The 18,813-nt window shown below is 60.7% G+C and carries 16 protein-coding genes; 15 read left to right on the plus strand and 1 reads right to left on the minus strand.

Features of this window, described 5'->3' with window-relative positions; translation table 11 throughout:
• Positions 1-18: 18 nt before the first annotated feature.
• Positions 19-1,383, minus strand: a complete 1,365-nt coding sequence (locus D8U73_RS05235) for a formimidoylglutamate deiminase (RefSeq protein ID WP_130903881.1) — start codon at positions 1,381-1,383, stop codon at positions 19-21.
• Between the two features lie 146 nt (positions 1,384-1,529).
• On the opposite strand from D8U73_RS05235, the gene hutC reads away from it, so the two are divergent.
• From hutC to dtd, 15 genes are all read left to right on the plus strand, one after another.
• Positions 1,530-2,240: a histidine utilization repressor gene (gene hutC, locus D8U73_RS05240; RefSeq protein ID WP_162135916.1), complete on the plus strand. Its 711-nt coding sequence runs from the start codon at positions 1,530-1,532 to the stop codon at positions 2,238-2,240.
• Entirely contained in the window at positions 2,237-2,806 is a 570-nt protein-coding gene (locus D8U73_RS05245) for a HutD family protein (protein ID WP_130903882.1), read from the plus strand. The genes hutC and D8U73_RS05245 overlap by 4 nt, the downstream gene beginning before the upstream one ends.
• Positions 2,807-3,384: 578 nt before the next feature.
• Positions 3,385-5,052 (plus strand): urocanate hydratase, encoded by a 1,668-nt coding sequence (gene hutU, locus D8U73_RS05255; protein ID WP_130903883.1) that lies wholly within the window; start codon positions 3,385-3,387, stop codon positions 5,050-5,052.
• A 132-nt stretch (positions 5,053-5,184) separates the two neighbouring features.
• Complete coding sequence (locus D8U73_RS05260) at positions 5,185-6,657, plus strand: cytosine permease (protein ID WP_130903884.1); 1,473 nt, start codon at positions 5,185-5,187, stop codon at positions 6,655-6,657.
• Between the two features lie 69 nt (positions 6,658-6,726).
• Positions 6,727-7,695, plus strand: a complete 969-nt coding sequence (locus D8U73_RS05265; protein WP_130903885.1) for an ABC transporter substrate-binding protein — start codon at positions 6,727-6,729, stop codon at positions 7,693-7,695.
• Between the two features lie 70 nt (positions 7,696-7,765).
• Complete coding sequence (locus D8U73_RS05270) at positions 7,766-8,617, plus strand: proline/glycine betaine ABC transporter permease (RefSeq protein ID WP_008058061.1); 852 nt, start codon at positions 7,766-7,768, stop codon at positions 8,615-8,617.
• Entirely contained in the window at positions 8,614-9,444 is an 831-nt protein-coding gene (locus tag D8U73_RS05275) for a glycine betaine/L-proline ABC transporter ATP-binding protein (RefSeq protein ID WP_056852229.1), read from the plus strand. Before D8U73_RS05270 ends, D8U73_RS05275 begins: the two co-directional genes overlap by 4 nt.
• A gap of 168 nt (positions 9,445-9,612) precedes the next feature.
• Positions 9,613-11,136 carry a histidine ammonia-lyase gene (hutH, locus tag D8U73_RS05280; protein WP_056852230.1) on the plus strand — a complete coding sequence of 508 codons (1,524 nt, stop codon included), beginning with the start codon at positions 9,613-9,615 and terminating at the stop codon, positions 11,134-11,136.
• 111 nt (positions 11,137-11,247) lie between these two features.
• Positions 11,248-12,786, plus strand: coding sequence for a histidine ammonia-lyase (hutH, locus tag D8U73_RS05285; protein WP_130903886.1), 1,539 nt, complete (start codon positions 11,248-11,250; stop codon positions 12,784-12,786).
• Between the two features lie 131 nt (positions 12,787-12,917).
• Positions 12,918-14,123, plus strand: a complete 1,206-nt coding sequence (gene hutI, locus D8U73_RS05290) for an imidazolonepropionase (protein ID WP_130903887.1) — start codon at positions 12,918-12,920, stop codon at positions 14,121-14,123.
• Between the two features lie 10 nt (positions 14,124-14,133).
• Entirely contained in the window at positions 14,134-14,934 is an 801-nt protein-coding gene (gene hutG / locus D8U73_RS05295; RefSeq protein WP_130903888.1) for an N-formylglutamate deformylase, read from the plus strand.
• Between the two features lie 206 nt (positions 14,935-15,140).
• Entirely contained in the window at positions 15,141-16,088 is a 948-nt protein-coding gene (locus D8U73_RS05300) for a choline ABC transporter substrate-binding protein (RefSeq protein WP_130903889.1), read from the plus strand.
• Positions 16,088-17,005 carry an alpha/beta hydrolase gene (locus D8U73_RS05305; protein WP_130903890.1) on the plus strand — a complete coding sequence of 306 codons (918 nt, stop codon included), beginning with the start codon at positions 16,088-16,090 and terminating at the stop codon, positions 17,003-17,005. The genes D8U73_RS05300 and D8U73_RS05305 overlap by 1 nt, the downstream gene beginning before the upstream one ends.
• A gap of 104 nt (positions 17,006-17,109) precedes the next feature.
• Positions 17,110-18,081: a prolyl aminopeptidase gene (gene pip / locus D8U73_RS05310; RefSeq protein ID WP_056852235.1), complete on the plus strand. Its 972-nt coding sequence runs from the start codon at positions 17,110-17,112 to the stop codon at positions 18,079-18,081.
• Positions 18,078-18,515, plus strand: a complete 438-nt coding sequence (gene dtd / locus D8U73_RS05315) for a D-aminoacyl-tRNA deacylase (protein ID WP_056852236.1) — start codon at positions 18,078-18,080, stop codon at positions 18,513-18,515. The genes pip and dtd overlap by 4 nt, the downstream gene beginning before the upstream one ends.
• The last annotated feature ends 298 nt before the right edge of the window (positions 18,516-18,813 follow it).

Here is an 18,813-nt window from a genome sequence, read left to right on the forward strand (position 1 = left end):
GGGAATGATCAGCGGGGGTTAACCCAACAAATCGCGCAGGACTTGGGTGAATGCCCGGTTGCTTTCCTCTTCGCCCTCATGCCGCCCGTCACGCACAACCCACTGGCCATTGACCAGCACATCCCGCACCTGCCGATCGCCACCGGCAAACAACCAGCGATTCAAGATCCCGTCGCCACTGGCCGTTGCCAGATACGGGTCGTTGCCGTCCAGCACCAGCCAATCCGCACGCTTGCCCACCTCCAGCGCACCAATCGGTTGACCCAGCGCCTGCGCGCCGCCATCGAGCGCCGCATCGAACAGCGTGCGCCCGACCATCGGTTGCTTGGCGCCATACAAGCGGTTGCGCCGCTGGTCGCGCAGACGTTGGCCATATTCCAGCCAACGCAATTCTTCCACCACGCTCAGCGATACATGACTGTCGGAACCGATACCCATGCGGCCGCCCTGGGCGAGGAAGTCCACTGCCGGGAAGATCCCGTCGCCCAGGTTGGCCTCGGTGGTCAGGCACAGACCGGCAATGGCCCGGCTCTTGGCCATCGACGAGACTTCTTCGGGATTGACGTGGGTGGCGTGAACCAGGCACCAGCGCTGATCGACGTCGACATGCTCATAAAGCCATTGCACCGGACGTCGACCGCTCCAGCTCAGGCAATCGTCGACTTCCTTCTGTTGTTCGGCGATGTGGATGTGCACCGGGCAGTGCTGGTCGCTGGCCGCCAGCACTTCGCTGATCTGCTGTGGCGTGACCGCACGTAGCGAGTGGAAGCACAAACCGAGTGTCTGCGCCTTTTGCTGCGCCAGTATGGGCTGCAATCGCGACTGCAGCTTGAGGTAGTTTTCAGTGCTGTTGATGAAACGGCGCTGACCTTCATTGGGTGTCTGACCGCCGAAACCAGCATGGCTGTAGAGCACCGGCAGCAGGGTCAAACCAATTCCCGCCGAACTGGCCGCCTGGCTGATGCGCTGGGCCAGCTCGGCAGGGTCGGCATAAGGCTGGCCACTGGTGTCGTGGTGTACGTAATGAAATTCCGCCACCGATGTGTAGCCGGCCTTGAGCATCTCGATGTACAGCTGACGGGCGATGACCCCGAGTTGCTCCGGGCTGATTTTTCCGACGAGGCGGTACATCAAGTCGCGCCAGGTCCAGAAACTGTCGTTCGGATTACCCGCCACTTCCGCCAGCCCGGCCATGGCCCGCTGGAAGGCGTGAGAGTGAAGATTCGGCATGCCGGGCAGCAGCGGACCACTCAACCGTTCGGCGCCATCTGCATGGGAATTGGCCTGGATATGGGTCAATACGCCGTCGGCGCTGACCTCAAGACGTACATTGTTGGCCCATCCACTAGGCAGCAGCGCGCGTTCGGCAAAGAAGGCGGACATGGTTCAGCACCCCATCGTGTGTTATTTGTATATACATATACAGACGTTTGCCTGCCCGGTAAACTCCGGCAAGCTAGCGATATTCACTAAACGACCAAGGATTAACCGTGCCGACTCCGCCTCCAGTCTCTCCGTTGGCCGCGAACATGGGCGACAGTCCGGCGCCCTTGTACGCCCGCGTCAAACAAATGATCACCCAGCAAATCGACAGTGGAAACTGGCCGCCGCACTATCGCGTGCCGTCGGAAAGCGAGCTGGTCAGCCAGCTGGGTTTCAGCCGCATGACCATCAATCGCGCCTTGCGCGAGATGACCGCCGACGGTCTGCTGGTGCGTATGCAAGGCGTGGGTACGTTCGTCGCCGAACCTAAAAGCCAGTCCGCGCTGTTTGAAGTGCACAACATCGCCGACGAAATCGCCTCTCGCGGTCATCGCCACACCTGCAAGGTCATCACGCTTGAAGAAGAGGCTGCCGGTTCCGAGCGCGCCCTGGCCCTGGACATGCGTGAAGGGCAGAAGGTGTTCCACTCGCTGATCGTGCATTTCGAAAACGATATTCCGGTGCAAATCGAAGACCGTTTCGTCAACGCACTGGTGGCCCCGGACTACCTCAAGCAGGACTTCACCCTGCAAACGCCTTATGCCTATCTGAATCAGGTCGCGCCGCTGACTGAAGGCGAACACGTGGTCGAGGCGATCCTGGCCGAGCCGTCCGAATGCAAATTGCTGCAGATTGAAAAGGGCGAGCCGTGCCTGCTGATCCGTCGCCGCACCTGGTCCGGCCGTCAGCCGGTGACCGCTGCCCGTTTGATCCACCCCGGTTCCCGTCATCGTCTGGAAGGTCGGTTCCATAAATGAGCAGTCTGAAAGTTTTACGCGCAGTCGATTACCCGCGCATGCCGTGGAAAAACGGCGGCGGCAGCACCGAAGAAATTACCCGTGATGCCGGCACCGGTCTGGACGGGTTTGGCTGGCGCCTGTCGATTGCCGACATTGGCGAGTCAGGCGGGTTTTCCACCTTCGCCGGTTATGAGCGAATCATCACCGTGTTGCAGGGTGACGGCATGACCTTATCGGTTGACGGTCAGCACACGCGGTCGTTGTTACCGCTGGACCCGTTTGCCTTCAGCGGAGAGAGCAAGGTTTCCTGCACATTGCTCGGTGGGCCGATTCGCGATTTCAACCTGATCTACGCACCGCAGCGTTATGGCGCACGGTTGCAGTGGTTGAGTGGTGAGCAGCGGTTTTTCAGCGAGGCGGGCACGGTGTTGGTGTTCAGCATCAGCGAAGCACTGGAAGTGAAGGTCGGTAACAGCGCTTCGCAACTGGATCGGCATGATTGCCTGCAACTGGACGGTAACACCGGCCTGCTGGAAATCTCCGTCAACGGCCCATGTTGCGTGATCGAACTGACCACACGCTGATTCCCCGGCCAATGAGCCTCTCTGTGGCGAGGGAGCTTGCTCCCGCTTGGCTGCGTAGCAGTCGTCAATTCAACTAGTCGGGTACATCTGACCGATCTCGATTGAATCGTTACTGATCGTTCCCATGCTCTGCGTGGGAACGCATCCCGTGACGCTCCGCGTCACAGTCGCAAGAAGCGGACGCGGAGCGTCCATGATGGCGTTACCACGCAGAGCGTGGGAACGATCATCTGATTCGAAACTGCGCACCAACTTGTTACCTAACGCCCCAGCGTGGCGCAAAACCTCGCTCAAGTAACAAGCCCTCTCTCCTGCCACAAAGCCCTGCGAAAAATTTCATCTTCCTCAGACCCCTTGATCTACAGGCTTTCCAGGCCGATTCAGGATTTTTCTTGAACACACATCCAGCAAGTTGGCCGCTTGATTGCATATGCTTGTATGTACAAGTAAAGACGTATGCGTATGAGTCACGGAGACTCAACCGTCGTCCACTGATTCGCCGGTGTGCACTGATGCTCATCGGCTTGCTCGCCCACTGCCTGGGTTGGTTTTGGATTGATTGCTGAGGAGTTCTGTTCGTGACTAAATTTCGTGACGTTGAAATCCGCGCTGCCCGCGGTAACACGCTGACCGCCAAGAGCTGGCTGACCGAAGCGCCGCTGCGCATGCTGATGAACAACCTCGACCCGGAAGTCGCCGAGAACCCGAAAGAACTGGTGGTTTACGGTGGCATCGGTCGTGCGGCACGTAACTGGGAATGCTACGACAAGATCGTTGAAAGCCTGACCAACCTGAACGATGACGAGACCCTGCTGGTGCAATCCGGCAAGCCGGTCGGCGTGTTCAAGACTCACGCCAATGCCCCGCGCGTGCTGATCGCCAACTCCAACCTCGTGCCGCACTGGGCGAGCTGGGAACACTTCAACGAACTCGACGCCAAAGGCCTGGCCATGTATGGCCAGATGACCGCCGGCAGCTGGATCTACATCGGCAGCCAGGGCATCGTTCAGGGCACATACGAAACCTTCGTCGAAGCCGGTCGCCAACACTACAACGATGACCTGAAAGGCAAGTGGGTACTGACCGCTGGCCTGGGTGGCATGGGGGGCGCCCAGCCTCTGGCTGCAACCCTGGCCGGTGCTTGCTCGCTGAACATCGAATGCCAGCAGGTCAGCATCGATTTCCGCCTGAAAAGCCGTTATGTCGACGAGCAAGCCACTGACCTCGACGACGCACTGGCCCGTATCGCCAAGTACACCGCCGAAGGCAAGGCAATCTCCATCGCGCTGCTGGGCAACGCGGCGGAAATCCTGCCGGAACTGGTCAAGCGTGGCGTGCGTCCGGACATGGTCACCGACCAGACCAGCGCCCACGACCCGCTCAACGGCTACCTGCCGGCCGGCTGGACCTGGGATCAATACCGCGAGCGCGCCAAGACCGAGCCTGCCGCTGTAATCAAAGCCGCCAAGCAATCGATGGCCGTTCACGTCAAGGCGATGCTGGACTTCCAGAAAATGGGCGTGCCGACCTTCGACTATGGCAACAACATCCGTCAGATGGCGCAGGAAGAAGGTGTGGAAAACGCATTCGACTTCCCGGGCTTCGTACCGGCCTACATCCGTCCGCTGTTCTGCCGCGGCATCGGCCCGTTCCGCTGGGCTGCGCTGTCGGGCAACGCTGAAGACATCTACAAGACCGACGCCAAAGTAAAAGAACTGATCCCGGACGACGCTCACCTGCACAACTGGCTGGACATGGCCCGCGAGCGCATCAGCTTCCAGGGGCTCCCAGCGCGTATCTGCTGGGTTGGCCTGGGCCTGCGCGCCAAGCTCGGTCTGGCGTTCAACGAAATGGTGCGCAGCGGCGAGCTGTCGGCACCGATCGTGATCGGTCGCGACCACCTGGACTCCGGTTCGGTCGCCAGCCCGAACCGCGAAACCGAATCGATGCAGGACGGCTCCGACGCCGTGTCCGACTGGCCGCTGCTCAACGCCTTGCTCAACACCGCGAGCGGCGCGACCTGGGTTTCGCTGCACCACGGCGGCGGCGTCGGCATGGGCTTCTCCCAGCATTCGGGCATGGTGATTGTCTGCGACGGTACTGATGAAGCGGCCGACCGTATCGCACGCGTGCTGCACAACGACCCGGCCACTGGCGTCATGCGTCACGCCGATGCCGGTTACCAGATCGCCATCGATTGCGCCAAGGAACAAGGGCTGAACCTGCCGATGATTACCGGCAAGTAACGCTTGCCCGTAGGAGCAAAGCTTGCTCGCGATGAACGATAACGTGGTGCATCAGATACACCGCCATCGCGAGCAAGCTCAGCTCCTACAGGGACCGAATGAATTCCAATAACAATCCACAGAGGTTGAACCATGGCTGTTAACAGCGAACGTGCAGGCAGCAAACCGTTGATCGAGAAACGTTCGATCGACTACATCCCGGAAGCGGAAAGACACGGTCGTCTGTTCAGCCAGTTCACCCTGTGGATGGGGGCCAACCTGCAAATCACCGCGATTGTTACCGGAGCCTTGGCCGTGGTGCTGGGCGGTGACGTGTTCTGGTCGTTGATCGGGCTGTTGATCGGTCAAGTACTCGGTGGCGGCGTGATGGCGCTGCATGCCGCGCAAGGTCCGAAGCTTGGCTTGCCGCAGATGATCTCGAGCCGGGTACAGTTCGGGGTCTACGGTGCGGCCATCCCGATCGTGCTGGTGTGCCTGATGTACCTGGGGTTCACCGCAACGGGAACCGTGTTATCCGGCCAGGCGCTGGGCCAGTTGTTTGGGGTCAGCGACACCGTCGGTATTCTCATCTTCGCCAGTGTCATCGTGCTGGTGACGGTGCTCGGTTATCGGGTGATCCATTGGATCGGTCGAGTCGCCAGTGTCATTGGCGTGATTGCCTTTGTTTATCTGTTCAGCCGTCTGGTGAGCCAGGTTGACGTTGGCGCCCTGTTGCAAATCCGCCACTTCAGCTGGAGCAGCTTCTTGCTCGCGGTGTCGCTCGCGGCGTCCTGGCAAATCGCCTTCGGCCCCTACGTGGCTGACTATTCGCGCTACCTGCCAAGCAAGGTTTCCTCGGTGAAAACCTTTTTTGCCGCCGGTGCGGGTTCGGTCATTGGTGCCCAGGTGGCAATGGTTCTCGGGGTGTTTGCCGTGGCTTCGGCCAACGGCCAATTCGCCGGTCACGAAGTGGCCTACATCGTGGGGCTGGGCGGTACCGGTGCCACCGCTGCGCTGCTGTACTTCAGCATCGCGTTCGGCAAGGTCACCATTTCCACACTGAACTCCTACGGCAGCTTCATGTGCATCGCGACCATCATCAGCGGTTTCCGTGGCGAACTGAAGGTCACGCGCCTGCAGCGTCTGGTCTTCGTACTGGCCATCGTCGGTGCCGCGACCCTGATGGCGTTGCTCGGCCAGCACTCGTTCCTCGGTGCGTTCAAGTCCTTCATCCTGTTCCTGCTGGCGTTCTTCACGCCATGGAGCGCGATCAATCTGGTGGACTACTACTGCATCACCCGCGAGCGCTACGACGTGCCGGCGCTGGCCGATCCGAACGGGCGCTACGGCCGTTGGAACGCCCTCGGTATCAGCGTCTATGTTTTCGGTGTGCTGGTGCAGCTGCCGTTCATCGCCACCAAGTTCTACACCGGCCCACTGGTGGCCGCTCTGGGTGATGTGGATATTTCCTGGATCATCGGTCTGGTGCTGCCCGCAGCCGTGTATTACGTGTGTGCGAAAAAGTGGCATGGCAGCGTACCCGATCACCTGATTCTGCCGGTCGAGCAGGACAGCGTTGTACAAACCAAAACAATCGGGGCCGGTCGCGCTGCGGCGCAGGCCTGACTGGACGTGGACAGGGCTGGATGCCTCTTGACTGCCGTAAGCCCATTCATGATTAGGAGCGTCACAACAATGAAATCGAACAAGACCCTGCTGACCGCATTGCTTTCCATGGGCCTGCTGGCCAGCGCTGGCGCCACTCAGGCGGCGGGTTGGTGCGAGTCGGGCAAACCGGTGAAATTCGCCGGCCTGAACTGGGAAAGCGCCATGCTCCTGACCGACGTGATGCAAGTCGTGCTGGAGAAAGGCTACGACTGCAAGACCGACAGCCTGCCGGGCAACTCCATCACCATGGAAAACGCCCTGAGCAGTAACGACATCCAGGTGTTCGCCGAAGAGTGGGTCGGCCGTAGCGAGGTCTGGAACAAAGCCGAGAAGGCCGGCAAGGTCGTCGGTGTCGGCGCGCCGGTGGTCGGTGCGGTCGAAGGCTGGTACGTGCCGCGCTATGTGATCGAAGGCGACGCCAAGCGCAAGCTGGAACCTAAAGCACCTGACCTGAAAACCATTGCCGATCTGGGCAAATATTCCGCCGTGTTCAAGGACGCCGAAGAACCATCCAAGGGCCGTTTCTACAACTGCCCGGCTGGCTGGACCTGTGAGCTCGACAACAGTGAGATGCTGAAAAGCTACGGCCTGGAAAGCAGCTACACCAACTTCCGCCCGGGCACTGGCCCGGCGCTGGATGCCGCCGTGCTGTCGAGCTACAAGCGTGGCGAGCCGATCCTGTTCTACTACTGGTCGCCAACTCCGCTGATGGGCCAGGTCGACGTAGTCAAACTGGAAGAAAAACCAGGCGTGGACAAGACCGTGACCATCAAGGTCGGCCTGTCCAAGACCTTCCACGAAGAAGCCCCGGAACTGGTGGCCGTGCTGGAAAAGGTCAACTTGCCAATCGACCTGCTGAACCAGAATTTGGGTCGCATGAGCAAGGAACGTATCGAGTCGCCAAAACTGGCCAAGATCTTCCTGAAGGAACATCCTGAAGTCTGGCACCAATGGGTGAGCGAAGACGCAGCCAAAAAGATCGACGCGGCCTTGTAGGTCGAGTGTCTCCGGCTGCCGGCGACGGCAGTCGGAAACTTGATCGCAACCCCTTGATTGAGAGTCTCTTATGTTTCCCGAAAGCTTTACCTTTTCCATCGCCGACTGGGTCAACGGTTGGGTCGATTCGCTGGTGACCAACTACGGCGACGTGTTCCGCAGCATCTCCGATACGCTGCTGTGGGCCATCGTCAATCTCGAAGGCCTGCTGCGTGCCGCGCCATGGTGGCTGATGCTGGCGATCGTCGCGGGCGTTGCCTGGCATGCGACCCGTAAAGTCGTGACCACTGCCGTCATTGTCGGCCTGCTGTTCCTGGTGGGCGCGGTCGGCCTCTGGGACAAACTGATGCAGACCCTGGCGCTGATGATGGTGGCGACGGTCATATCGGTGCTGATCGGCATTCCGCTGGGCATCCTGTCGGCGCGCAGCAATCGCCTGCGTTCGGTACTGATGCCGCTGCTGGACATCATGCAGACGATGCCGAGCTTCGTGTACTTGATCCCGGTATTGATGCTGTTCGGTCTGGGCAAGGTCCCGGCGATTTTCGCCACGGTGATCTACGCCGCGCCGCCGCTGATCCGCCTGACTGACCTGGGCATTCGCCAGGTCGACGGCGAAGTGATGGAAGCGATCAATGCCTTCGGCGCCAACCGCTGGCAGCAACTGTTCGGCGTGCAACTGCCGCTGGCTCTGCCGAGCATCATGGCGGGTATCAACCAGACAACCATGATGGCCCTGTCGATGGTGGTGATCGCCTCGATGATCGGTGCCCGTGGTTTGGGTGAAGACGTGCTGGTGGGGATTCAGACCCTCAACGTCGGACGTGGCCTTGAAGCCGGTCTGGCGATCGTGATTCTGGCTGTGGTGATCGACCGCATTACACAGGCGTACGGTCGCGCACGGCATGAGGTGAGCAAATGAACAACGCAACCGTGAGCAAGATCGAAGTCAAAAACGTCTTCAAGATTTTCGGCAACCGTTCCAAAGACGCGCTGGCCATGGTCGGCCAGGGCAAGACCAAAGAACAGGTGCTGGCCGAAACCGGCTGCGTGGTCGGGGTCAACGATCTGTCCTTGAGCATCGGCAGCGGCGAGATTTTCGTGATCATGGGCTTGTCGGGCTCCGGCAAGTCGACGCTGGTACGCCACTTCAATCGCCTGATCGACCCGACCAGCGGTGCGATCCTGGTGGACGGTGTGGACATCCTGCAATACGACATGGAAGCCCTGCGCGAATTTCGCCGGCGCAAGATCAGCATGGTGTTCCAGAGCTTCGGCCTGTTGCCGCACAAGAGCGTGCTGGACAACGTTGCCTACGGCCTGAAAGTCCGTGGCGAAAGCAAAGCCCTGTGCAACGAACGCGCGCTGCACTGGATCAACACCGTGGGCCTCAAGGGCTACGAAAACAAATACCCGCATCAGCTCTCGGGTGGCATGCGTCAGCGCGTGGGCCTGGCCCGTGCATTGGCGGCCGACACCGACATCATCCTGATGGACGAAGCCTTCAGTGCCCTCGATCCGCTGATCCGCGCCGAGATGCAGGACCAGTTGCTGGAGCTGCAAAAGACCCTGCACAAGACCATCGTCTTCATCACCCACGACCTCGACGAGGCCGTACGCATCGGCAATCGCATCGCGATCCTCAAGGACGGCCGCCTGATCCAGGTCGGCACGCCGAAAGAGATCCTGCATTCGCCGGCGGATGAATATGTCGACCGGTTCGTGCAGCGGCGGGCTGCGGTGGTCTAAAAACTGGCGGTGTCTGTACCGGCCCCATCGCTGGCAAGCCAGCTCCCACAGTGTTCTGGTGTGTGAACAAAATAGGGGCAATATGACCCGTCCCTGTGGGAGCTGGCTTGCCAGCGATGAGGCCGGTGAAGTTGCATCAATATTCAGGTTGTAAGCACGAGGTTGAAGATGTCCCAGGCTGAAAAAATCGTTATCGCCGACGCGCCGTTGCGTTGGCAGGATGTGGTTGCCGTAGCCCGCCATGGCGCACAGCTCGAGCTGTCGGCGCAGGTGTGGGACCGCATCGAAAACGCCCAGGCGATCGTCCAGCGCATCGTCGCCAGCGGCGAGCGCGCCTACGGCGTGAACACCGGCCTGGGCGCCTTGTGCAACGTCTCGCTCAAAGACGAACAACTCAGCCAACTCTCGCGCAACACCTTGCTCAGCCATGCCTGTGGCGTTGGCGCACCGCTGGCCGACGAGCAGACGCGCGCAATCATCTGCGCTGCCATCCGCAATTACAGCCAGGGAAAATCCGGCATTCACCGCCGGGTCGTCGAAGCGCTGCTGGCGCTGCTCAATCGCGGTATCACCCCACAAGTGCCCTCTCAGGGCTCGGTTGGCTACCTGACCCACATGGCGCACATCGGCATTGCGCTGCTGGGCGTCGGCAACGTCAGCTATCGCGGGCAAATCGTGCCGGCGCAGCAGGCGCTGGCGCAAGAAGGCCTGCAACCGGTCCAGCTCGGTGCCAAGGACGGTCTGTGCCTGGTCAACGGCACCCCGTGCATGACCGGCCTCAGCAGCCTGGCAATTGCCGACGCCACGCGTCTGTTGCAGTGGGCCGACGTAATCAGTGCCATGAGCTTCGAAGCCCAGCGTGGCCAGATCGCCGCATTCGATGCCGAGATCATTGCGCTCAAGCCGCACCCGGGCATGCAACAGGTCGGCATCAACCTGCGCGCGCTGCTCGATGGCAGTGAAGTGATCGCCCAGAGCAAAGGCATTCGCACCCAGGATGCCTTGAGCATCCGCTCGATTCCCCAAGTGCATGGCGCCGCTCGCGATCAACTCGAGCATGCGATCAAACAGATTGAAATCGAACTCAACGGCTGCACCGATAACCCGCTGCTGTTGGGTACGCCGGACAACTTCCGCGTCATGTCCCAAGCCAACCCGCACGGCCAGTCCGTGGCGCTGGCGGCGGATCTGCTGGCCATCGCCATGGCGGAAATCGGCTCCATCGCCGAGCGTCGCCTGGATCGTTTGATCAACCCGCACGTCAGTGGTCTGCCGGCGTTTCTGGTGGCCAATCCGGGGGTGAACTCCGGAATGATGATCGTGCAATACGTCGCCGCTTCGCTGTGTGCGGAAAACCGCCAACTGGCGCAACCCGCGGTGCTGGACAACTACGTGACCTCGGGCCTGCAGGAAGATCACCTGAGCCTGGGCACCAACGCCGCGCTGAAACTGCATCGCGCGCTGGAAAACTGCACGCAGATCCTCGCCATCGAGTACCTGTTGGCGGCCCAGGCATTCGAATTCCTCAAGGAACAACGCTTCGGCGCTGGTACCGATGCCGCCTGGCGTCTGCTGCGTGAACGTGTGCCAGCCTACGATCAGGATCGTTGGCTGGCGCCGGACATTGCCGCCGCTGCTGCTGTACTGAAAGAACCGAATTTGTTGCACAAGGCTTTACCGAACCTCAACTGATTTCAACATAAGCCAGCGTGCCAAGGCGCCAGCCCCCCAAAAGGTGGGAAGCGACGGACAACGGACATCTCCGGAGCGTCTGGTTAGTTAATAAATACTCTCAAAAGGAGAATGAATGTGACTGCGCTTAATTTGATCCCTGGCCAACTGACGCTCGCTCAACTGCGTGATGTCTATCAGCAACCGGTGAAACTGACCCTCGACAACAGCGCATCAAGGCAGATCGAAGCCAGCGTTGCCTGCGTGGAGCAGATCCTCGCCGAAAACCGCACGGCCTACGGCATCAACACCGGTTTCGGCCTGCTGGCTTCGACCCGCATCGCCAGTGAAGACCTGGAAAACCTCCAGCGTTCGCTGGTGTTGTCCCACGCCGCGGGTGTCGGCCAGCCGATCAGCGACGACCTGGTCCGACTGATCATGGTGCTCAAGGTCAACAGCCTCAGCCGTGGTTTCTCCGGCATCCGCCGGGTGGTGATCGACGCGCTGATCGCGCTGATCAACGCCGAGGTTTACCCGCACATTCCATTGAAAGGTTCGGTCGGTGCATCCGGTGACCTGGCGCCATTGGCCCACATGTCGCTGGTGCTGCTGGGCGAAGGCAAGGCGCGCTACAAGGGCGAGTGGATGGAAGCTACCGAAGCGCTGAAAGTCGCCGGCTTGACCCCGCTGACCCTGGCGGCGAAAGAAGGTTTGGCACTGCTCAATGGCACCCAAGTGTCCACTGCGTTTGCCTTGCGTGGCCTGTTCGAGGGTGAAGACCTGTTCGCCGGTGCCCTGGCGCTGGGCGGCCTGACCGTTGAGGCGGTATTGGGCTCGCGCTCGCCGTTCGACGCACGCATCCACGCGGCCCGTGGCCAGAAAGGCCAGATCGACGCCGCCGCCGCGTATCGCGACCTGCTGGGTGAGCGCAGCGAAGTCTCCGATTCCCATGAAAACTGCGAGAAGGTTCAAGACCCTTACTCCTTGCGTTGCCAGCCACAGGTCATGGGCGCCTGCCTGACCCAATTCCGTCAGGCGGCCGAAGTGCTGGCCGTCGAAGCCAACGCTGTGTCGGACAACCCGCTGGTATTCGCTGCTGAAGGCGACGTGATTTCCGGTGGCAACTTCCACGCCGAGCCGGTGGCGATGGCCGCGGACAACATGGCCTTGGCCATTGCGGAAATCGGCTCCCTGAGCGAGCGCCGTATCTCGCTGATGATGGACAAGCACATGTCGCAATTGCCGCCGTTCCTGGTGGCCAACGGTGGTGTGAACTCCGGTTTCATGATCGCCCAGGTGACCGCCGCGGCACTGGCCAGCGAGAACAAGGCGCTGTCCCATCCGCATTCGGTGGACAGCCTGCCGACCTCCGCCAACCAGGAAGACCACGTGTCCATGGCTCCGGCAGCCGGCAAGCGCCTGTGGGAAATGGCCGAGAACACTCGCGGGATTCTCGCGGTGGAATGGCTGGCAGCGGTTCAGGGGCTGGACCTGCGCAATGGTCTGAAGACCTCGCCGAAGCTGGAGCAGGCTCGGGCGATTCTGCGCAAGGAAGTGCCGTTTTATGAGAAGGACCGGTTCTTTGCACCGGATATCAATGCGGCGACCGAGTTGTTGGCTTCGCGTTGCCTGAGCGAATTGGTGTCGGCGAAATTGCTGCCTAGCCTCTAACCCCACCCACCGATCGTTCCCACGCTCTGCGTGGGAATGCAGCCCGTGACGCTCCGCGTCACTGGACGCAGAGCGTCCCTTGAGGCATTCCCACGCGGAGCATGGGAACGATCAAAGACGAGGAACTCGGGATGAAAACCCTCTGGCAACACTGCCACGTCGCAACCATGGCGCAGGGCGTTTACTCGATCATCGAGGACGCCGCCATCGTGACGTCCGGTGCACTCATCGAGTGGATCGGCCCTCGCGCCGAACTGCCGGCGGGCGAATACCCGGCGGTCAACGATTTGAAAGGGGCCTGGGTCACGCCGGGCCTGATTGACTGCCACACGCATACAGTGTTCGGCGGCAACCGCAGCGGTGAATTCGAGCAGCGGCTGCAAGGCGTCAGCTACGCGGAAATCGCCGCAGCCGGGGGTGGAATCGCCAGCACCGTGCGCGCCACCCGTGCTGCCAGCGAAGATGAACTGTTCGCCAGTGCCGCCAAGCGTCTGAAAAGCCTGATGCGTGATGGTGTCACCAGCATTGAAATCAAATCCGGCTACGGCCTGGACCTGGCCAACGAACGCAAGATGTTGCGCGTGGCCCGTCGTCTCGGTGCCGAACTGCCGGTCAGCGTGCGCAGCACCTGCCTGGCGGCGCACGCCTTGCCACCGGAATACAAGGATCGTGCTGACGACTACATCGAGCACATCTGCGCAGAAATGCTCCCGGCCCTGGCCGCCGAAGGGTTGGTGGACGCGGTGGACGCGTTCTGTGAATACCTGGCGTTCTCGCCGGCGCAGGTCGAGCGTGTTTTCATCACTGCCCGGGAATTGGGTTTACCAGTGAAACTGCACGCCGAGCAATTGTCGTCGTTGCACGGTTCGAGTCTGGCCGCGCGTTACCACGCATTGTCCGCCGATCACCTGGAATTCATGACCGAAGACGACGCCATCGCCATGGCCGAGGCCGGCACGGTCGCCGTGCTGCTGCCCGGAGCCTTTTACTTCCTGCGCGAAACCCAATTGCCGCCGATGGATGCCCTGCGCAAACACGGGGTAAAAATCGCCATCGCCAGCGACCTCAATCCGGGCACATCGCCGGGACTGTCGCTACGCCTGATGCTGAACATGGCGTGTACCTGTTTCCGCATGACCCCGGAAGAGGCCCTGGCCGGCGCGACCCTTCATGCCGCCACTGCCTTGGGCATGGCCGACACCCACGGCTCACTGGAGGCCGGCAAGGTCGCGGATTTCGTCGCCTGGCAAATCGATCGTCCGGCCGACCTGTGTTACTGGCTGGGCGGCGACCTGGAAAAACGCGTCGTGCGTCACGGCGTCGAAACGAGTCTGTAGGAGAGCAGTTGTGGATAAGGTTCTGAACTTCAAACAAGGCCGCGTACCGCTGCTGATCAGCATGCCCCACGCCGGTGTTCGCCTGACGCCTGCAGTCGAAGCCGGGCTGATACCCGACGCGAAAAGCCTGCCGGACACCGACTGGCACATCCCGCAGCTTTACGATTTCGCCGCCGAGCTGGGTGCCAGCACCCTGGCCGCCGAGTATTCGCGTTTCGTCATCGACCTCAACCGGCCGTCCGACGACAAACCTTTATACGTCGGCGCTACCACCGGCCTGTATCCGGCGACGCTGTTCGATGGCATTCCATTGTTCCGTGAGGGCATGGAACCTTCGAAAGAGGAGCGTGCGACGTATCTGCAGCAGATCTGGACGCCATATCACAGCACCTTGCAAACCGAGCTGGCGCGCCTCAAAGCCGAGTTCGGTTACGCGCTGCTGTTCGATGCACATTCGATCCGCTCGATCATCCCGCACCTGTTCGACGGCAAGTTGCCGGACTTCAACCTCGGCACTTTCAACGGCGCCAGTTGTGACCCGCAATTGGCCGGTCAGCTGGAAGCCATCTGCGCGCGCCACGGCGACTACAGCCATGTGCTTAACGGTCGCTTCAAGGGCGGTCACATCACCCGACACTACGGTAATCCAGCCGAAAACATCCATGCCGTGCAACTGGAGTTGGGCCAGTGCACGTACATGGAAGAATTCGAGCCGTTCCGCTATCGAGCGGATCTGGCAGAGCCGACGCGGATGGTGTTGAAGGAACTGCTGCAAGGCTTGCTCGCATGGGGCGAGCAACACTACCGGTGACTGATCGTTCCCACGCTCCGCGTGGGAATCCCTCCCTGGCTGCATTACCACGCAAAGCGTGGGAACGATTGATCGAGACAGTCGCCTCCGTGCAAATCTCGGTCGCCACAGTTCGCTTTTAGCGCTCGTCTGCTGCGTAATGTTTCGACCACGGTGCACAAAGACACCGGCCCGACAATAATCCGCTGCCGCACGAGATCATCCTGATGAAAAGACTGTTTACCCGCTGTCTCTCAATCTTCTGCGGTACCGCGCTGTTGAGTGCCGGCGCCATGGCGGCGGACGACGCCTCCTGCAAAACCGTGCGCATGGGCGTGGTCAACTGGACGGACGTGATCGCCACCAGCGGCATGGCCGACGTGTTGCTCAATGGTCTTGGTTACGAAAGCAAGCAGACCAGCGCCGTGCAGCAAATCATTTTCGCCGGGATTCGCGACAAGCGCCTGGACATCTTCCTCGGTTACTGGAAACCGGCGATGGATAAAAACATCGCGCCGTTCCTGGCCGCCAATCAAGTCAAGGTCATGGACAAACCAAGCCTGGCCGATGCCCAGGCCACGCTCGCCGTTCCTGACTACGTTGCCGCAGCGGGCCTGAAAACTTTCGCCGACATTGCCAGGTTCAAGGATCAGCTTGGTGGCAAGATCTACGGCATCGAACCGGGCAGCGGCGCCAACACCACGATCAAGACCATGATCGAAACCAATCACTTTGGTCTCAAGGACTTCAAGCTGATCGAATCCGGTGAGGCCGGTATGCTCGCCGCCGTTCAGCGTGCGGTGAATCGCAAGGAGTTCGTGGTCTTCGTCGGCTGGACTCCGCACCCGATGAACATCAACATGAACATCACCTACCTGACCGGCAGCGAAGACGTCTACGGCCCGAACGAAGGCGCCGCGACCGTTTCGACCGTGACCGCTCCCGATTACGCCCAGCGTTGCCCGAACGTCAATCGCCTGCTGGAAAACCTGACCTTCACCGCCGCCCAGGAAAGCCAGTTGATGGTGCCGATCATGGAGCGCCAGACGCCCCAAGACGTCGCCAGAAAATGGCTGCGCGAGCACCCGGAAGATCTTGAGCGCTGGCTGGCCGGTGTCAACAGTTTCGATGGCAAGGACGGCGTAGCCACGGTTCAGGCCAGCCTGAAAAACTGATGACGACCTATCCTTTATCAGAACAGCTTTCGGCGTTCGTCGACAAAACCCTGAGTTTCAACAGCACCGAAAGCAGCCTGAGCGGATTGCGTCAGGCCTACAGCGAGATGTGTCGGGCATTCACGCCGCCGCGTCCGGCAGGGTTGTACGTGGTCGATTTCGAATTGGCGGGGGTTGCCGTTCGTTCGTATCAGCCGCCGGTTTCACCTTCTGCTGCTGGCATGCCGTGCATCGTCTACCTGCATGGCGGCGGCTGGGTGGTGGGGGACCTGGATTCCCACGACTTCATCTGTGCCGAACTGGCCTCGACGCTTAACGTGTTGGTGATCGCTGTCGATTACCGTCTGGCGCCGGAGCATCCGTTTCCCGCGGCCTTCGACGATTGCCTGAAAGTCTGGCGCGCACTGCGCACTGGGCCGTTTCAACTGGATCGCGCTCGCACGCTGGTGGCTGGCGACAGCGCCGGCGGCAATCTCGCGGCCGCCCTGTGCCTGGCATTGCGCGATGCGGGTGAACCCTTGCCGGCGGCGCAGGTGTTGATCTATCCGGGGCTGGGTGGCGATCAGCAATTGGCGTCTCGCAGTGAATGCGTCGATGCTCCGTTGCTGAGCAGCAGCGATGTCGATTGCTACCACGCGTTGTACCTGGGTGGCACAGCGAAGCCGGGTGCCTGTGCGATGCCGCTACTGGCCGGCAATTTCAGCGGCCTGCCGCCGGCATTGATTGCGGTGGCGCAGTTCGATCCGCTGCGCGATGACGGTGTGCTTTACGCCGAGCGACTGAACAGCGCCGGCGTGAGCGCGACGCTGTATTACGGCGAGGGCCTGGTTCATGGTTGTTTACGGGCGCGGGGGCAGGCTGTAGAGGTGGATGCGTTGTACGAAACGCTGCTCCGTTATCTCGCGGACAAACTCTGACCCTGCAAGGGCATGCTCATTGACGTAAATCGGGTTTATGATGCCCAACGGCAGAATAATAGAAGTCCCCCCAGGGATGACCTCGACCCCTTACGGAGCGCGCAATGCAGACTTTGTACCCACAGATCAAACCCCACGCCCGGCACGATCTGGCCGTCGACGCGACTCACACGCTGTATGTCGACGAGAGCGGTTCGCCGGAAGGTTTGCCGGTAGTGTTCATTCACGGCGGCCCCGGGGCCGGGTGTGATGCCCAGAGCCGCCGCTATTTCGATCCGAACCTGTATCGCATTGTCACTTTCGATCAACGCGGTTGCGGTCGCTCCACACCCCACGCGAGCCTGGAAAACAACACCACCTGGGATCTGGTCGCCGACCTCGAGCGCATCCGCAAACACCTGGGTATCGACAAATGGGTGCTGTTCGGTGGCTCCTGGGGCTCGACCCTGGCGCTGGCCTACGCGCAAACCCATCCAGAGCGGGTGCACGGTCTGATCCTGCGTGGGATCTTTCTCTGCCGTCCGCAGGAAATCGAGTGGTTCTATCAGGCCGGTGCCAGCCGTCTGTTCCCGGACTACTGGCAGGACTACCTGGCGCCGATTCCGCTGGACGAGCGCGACGACCTGCTCAGTGCTTTCCACAAGCGCCTGACCGGCAATGATCAGATTGCCCAGATGCATGCGGCCAAGGCCTGGTCACTCTGGGAAGGCCGGACCGCCACCCTGCGGCCGAACCCGCTGGTGGTCGACCGTTTCTCCGAGCCTCAGCGCGCGCTGTCCATTGCCCGGATCGAATGCCACTACTTCACCAACAACGCGTTCCTTGAACCGGATCAACTGATTCGCGACATGGGCAAGATTGCCCACTTGCCCGGCGTGATCGTCCATGGCCGTTATGACGTGATCTGTCCGTTGGACAACGCCTGGGAGCTGCACCAGGCCTGGCCGAACAGTGAGCTGCAAGTCATCCGCGACGCCGGGCACGCCGCTTCCGAACCGGGCATCACCGACGCTTTGGTGCGTGCCGCTGATCAGATGGCACGACGCCTGCTCGATCTGACCCCTGACGAAGCATGAAGGGCTTGCTGCAACGCGTGCGAGGCGCGCGAGTCGAGGTAGCGGGGGAAGTGGTCGGTGCAATCGATCAGGGTTTGCTGGTGCTGGTGGCCGTCGAGCCCGACGACACGCGAGCCAGCGCCGACAAACTTCTCAATAAGCTGCTTAACTATCGGGTGTTCAGCGACGCCGAGGGCAAGATGAATCTGTCCCTGGCGGACGTGGGCGGCGGGTTGCTGCTGGTCTCGCAGTTCACCCTGGCCGCCGATACGAAGAGCGGGTTGCGCCCGAGTTTCTCGACCGCCGCCCCTCCGGCCCTGGGCGAGGAGCTTTTCGACTATCTATTGGGCAAAGCGAAACAGGTGCATGGCACTGTGGCATCAGGTAGATTCGGCGCGGATATGCAGGTGCACCTGGTCAATGATGGCCCGGTCACCTTCCTGTTACAGACCTGAAAGCGCTTGAAACATCTTTTTAAGCGCATTTCGGCTGAAAACAGGTGTTTTTCCCAATAAATACTTTGTTACCCCTGATGCGTTGTAACGCGGCCTGCTAGATAATCGCGCGCTACGGGGATCAGCGTTCGTTGGTCCATTTTGACTTAGGTAGAGACTTGTCTGGATCCGATTGGGGAATCATTTTGCCCCAGCGGAGTCGGAACAATGCTCGCCAACTTGGCAAGAGTGGTCTGCAGGACCGGTTTTCATGTACCGGATACCGTACAGACCCTTTAACTGGCCGTTGGTTTTTTGA

The sequence above is a fragment of the Pseudomonas sp. Sample_22 genome, from assembly GCF_004307635.1.
Taxonomy (GTDB): Bacteria; Pseudomonadota; Gammaproteobacteria; order Pseudomonadales; family Pseudomonadaceae; genus Aquipseudomonas.

Bases quoted from the DNA above. Each gene is read 5' to 3' on its own strand.
- D8U73_RS05235 (WP_130903881.1), bottom strand. From the start codon at position 1,383: ATGTCCGCCTTCTTTGCCGAACGCGCGCTGCTGCCTAGTGGATGGGCC.
- hutC (WP_162135916.1), top strand. From the start codon at position 1,530: ATGGGCGACAGTCCGGCGCCCTTGTACGCCCGCGTCAAACAAATGATC.
- D8U73_RS05245 (WP_130903882.1), top strand. From the start codon at position 2,237: ATGAGCAGTCTGAAAGTTTTACGCGCAGTCGATTACCCGCGCATGCCG.
- D8U73_RS05260 (WP_130903884.1), top strand. From the start codon at position 5,185: ATGGCTGTTAACAGCGAACGTGCAGGCAGCAAACCGTTGATCGAGAAA.
- D8U73_RS05265 (WP_130903885.1), top strand. From the start codon at position 6,727: ATGAAATCGAACAAGACCCTGCTGACCGCATTGCTTTCCATGGGCCTG.
- D8U73_RS05270 (WP_008058061.1), top strand. From the start codon at position 7,766: ATGTTTCCCGAAAGCTTTACCTTTTCCATCGCCGACTGGGTCAACGGT.
- D8U73_RS05275 (WP_056852229.1), top strand. From the start codon at position 8,614: ATGAACAACGCAACCGTGAGCAAGATCGAAGTCAAAAACGTCTTCAAG.
- hutH (WP_056852230.1), top strand. From the start codon at position 9,613: ATGTCCCAGGCTGAAAAAATCGTTATCGCCGACGCGCCGTTGCGTTGG.
- hutH (WP_130903886.1), top strand. From the start codon at position 11,248: ATGAATGTGACTGCGCTTAATTTGATCCCTGGCCAACTGACGCTCGCT.
- hutI (WP_130903887.1), top strand. From the start codon at position 12,918: ATGAAAACCCTCTGGCAACACTGCCACGTCGCAACCATGGCGCAGGGC.
- D8U73_RS05300 (WP_130903889.1), top strand. From the start codon at position 15,141: ATGAAAAGACTGTTTACCCGCTGTCTCTCAATCTTCTGCGGTACCGCG.
- D8U73_RS05305 (WP_130903890.1), top strand. From the start codon at position 16,088: ATGACGACCTATCCTTTATCAGAACAGCTTTCGGCGTTCGTCGACAAA.
- pip (WP_056852235.1), top strand. From the start codon at position 17,110: ATGCAGACTTTGTACCCACAGATCAAACCCCACGCCCGGCACGATCTG.
- dtd (WP_056852236.1), top strand. From the start codon at position 18,078: ATGAAGGGCTTGCTGCAACGCGTGCGAGGCGCGCGAGTCGAGGTAGCG.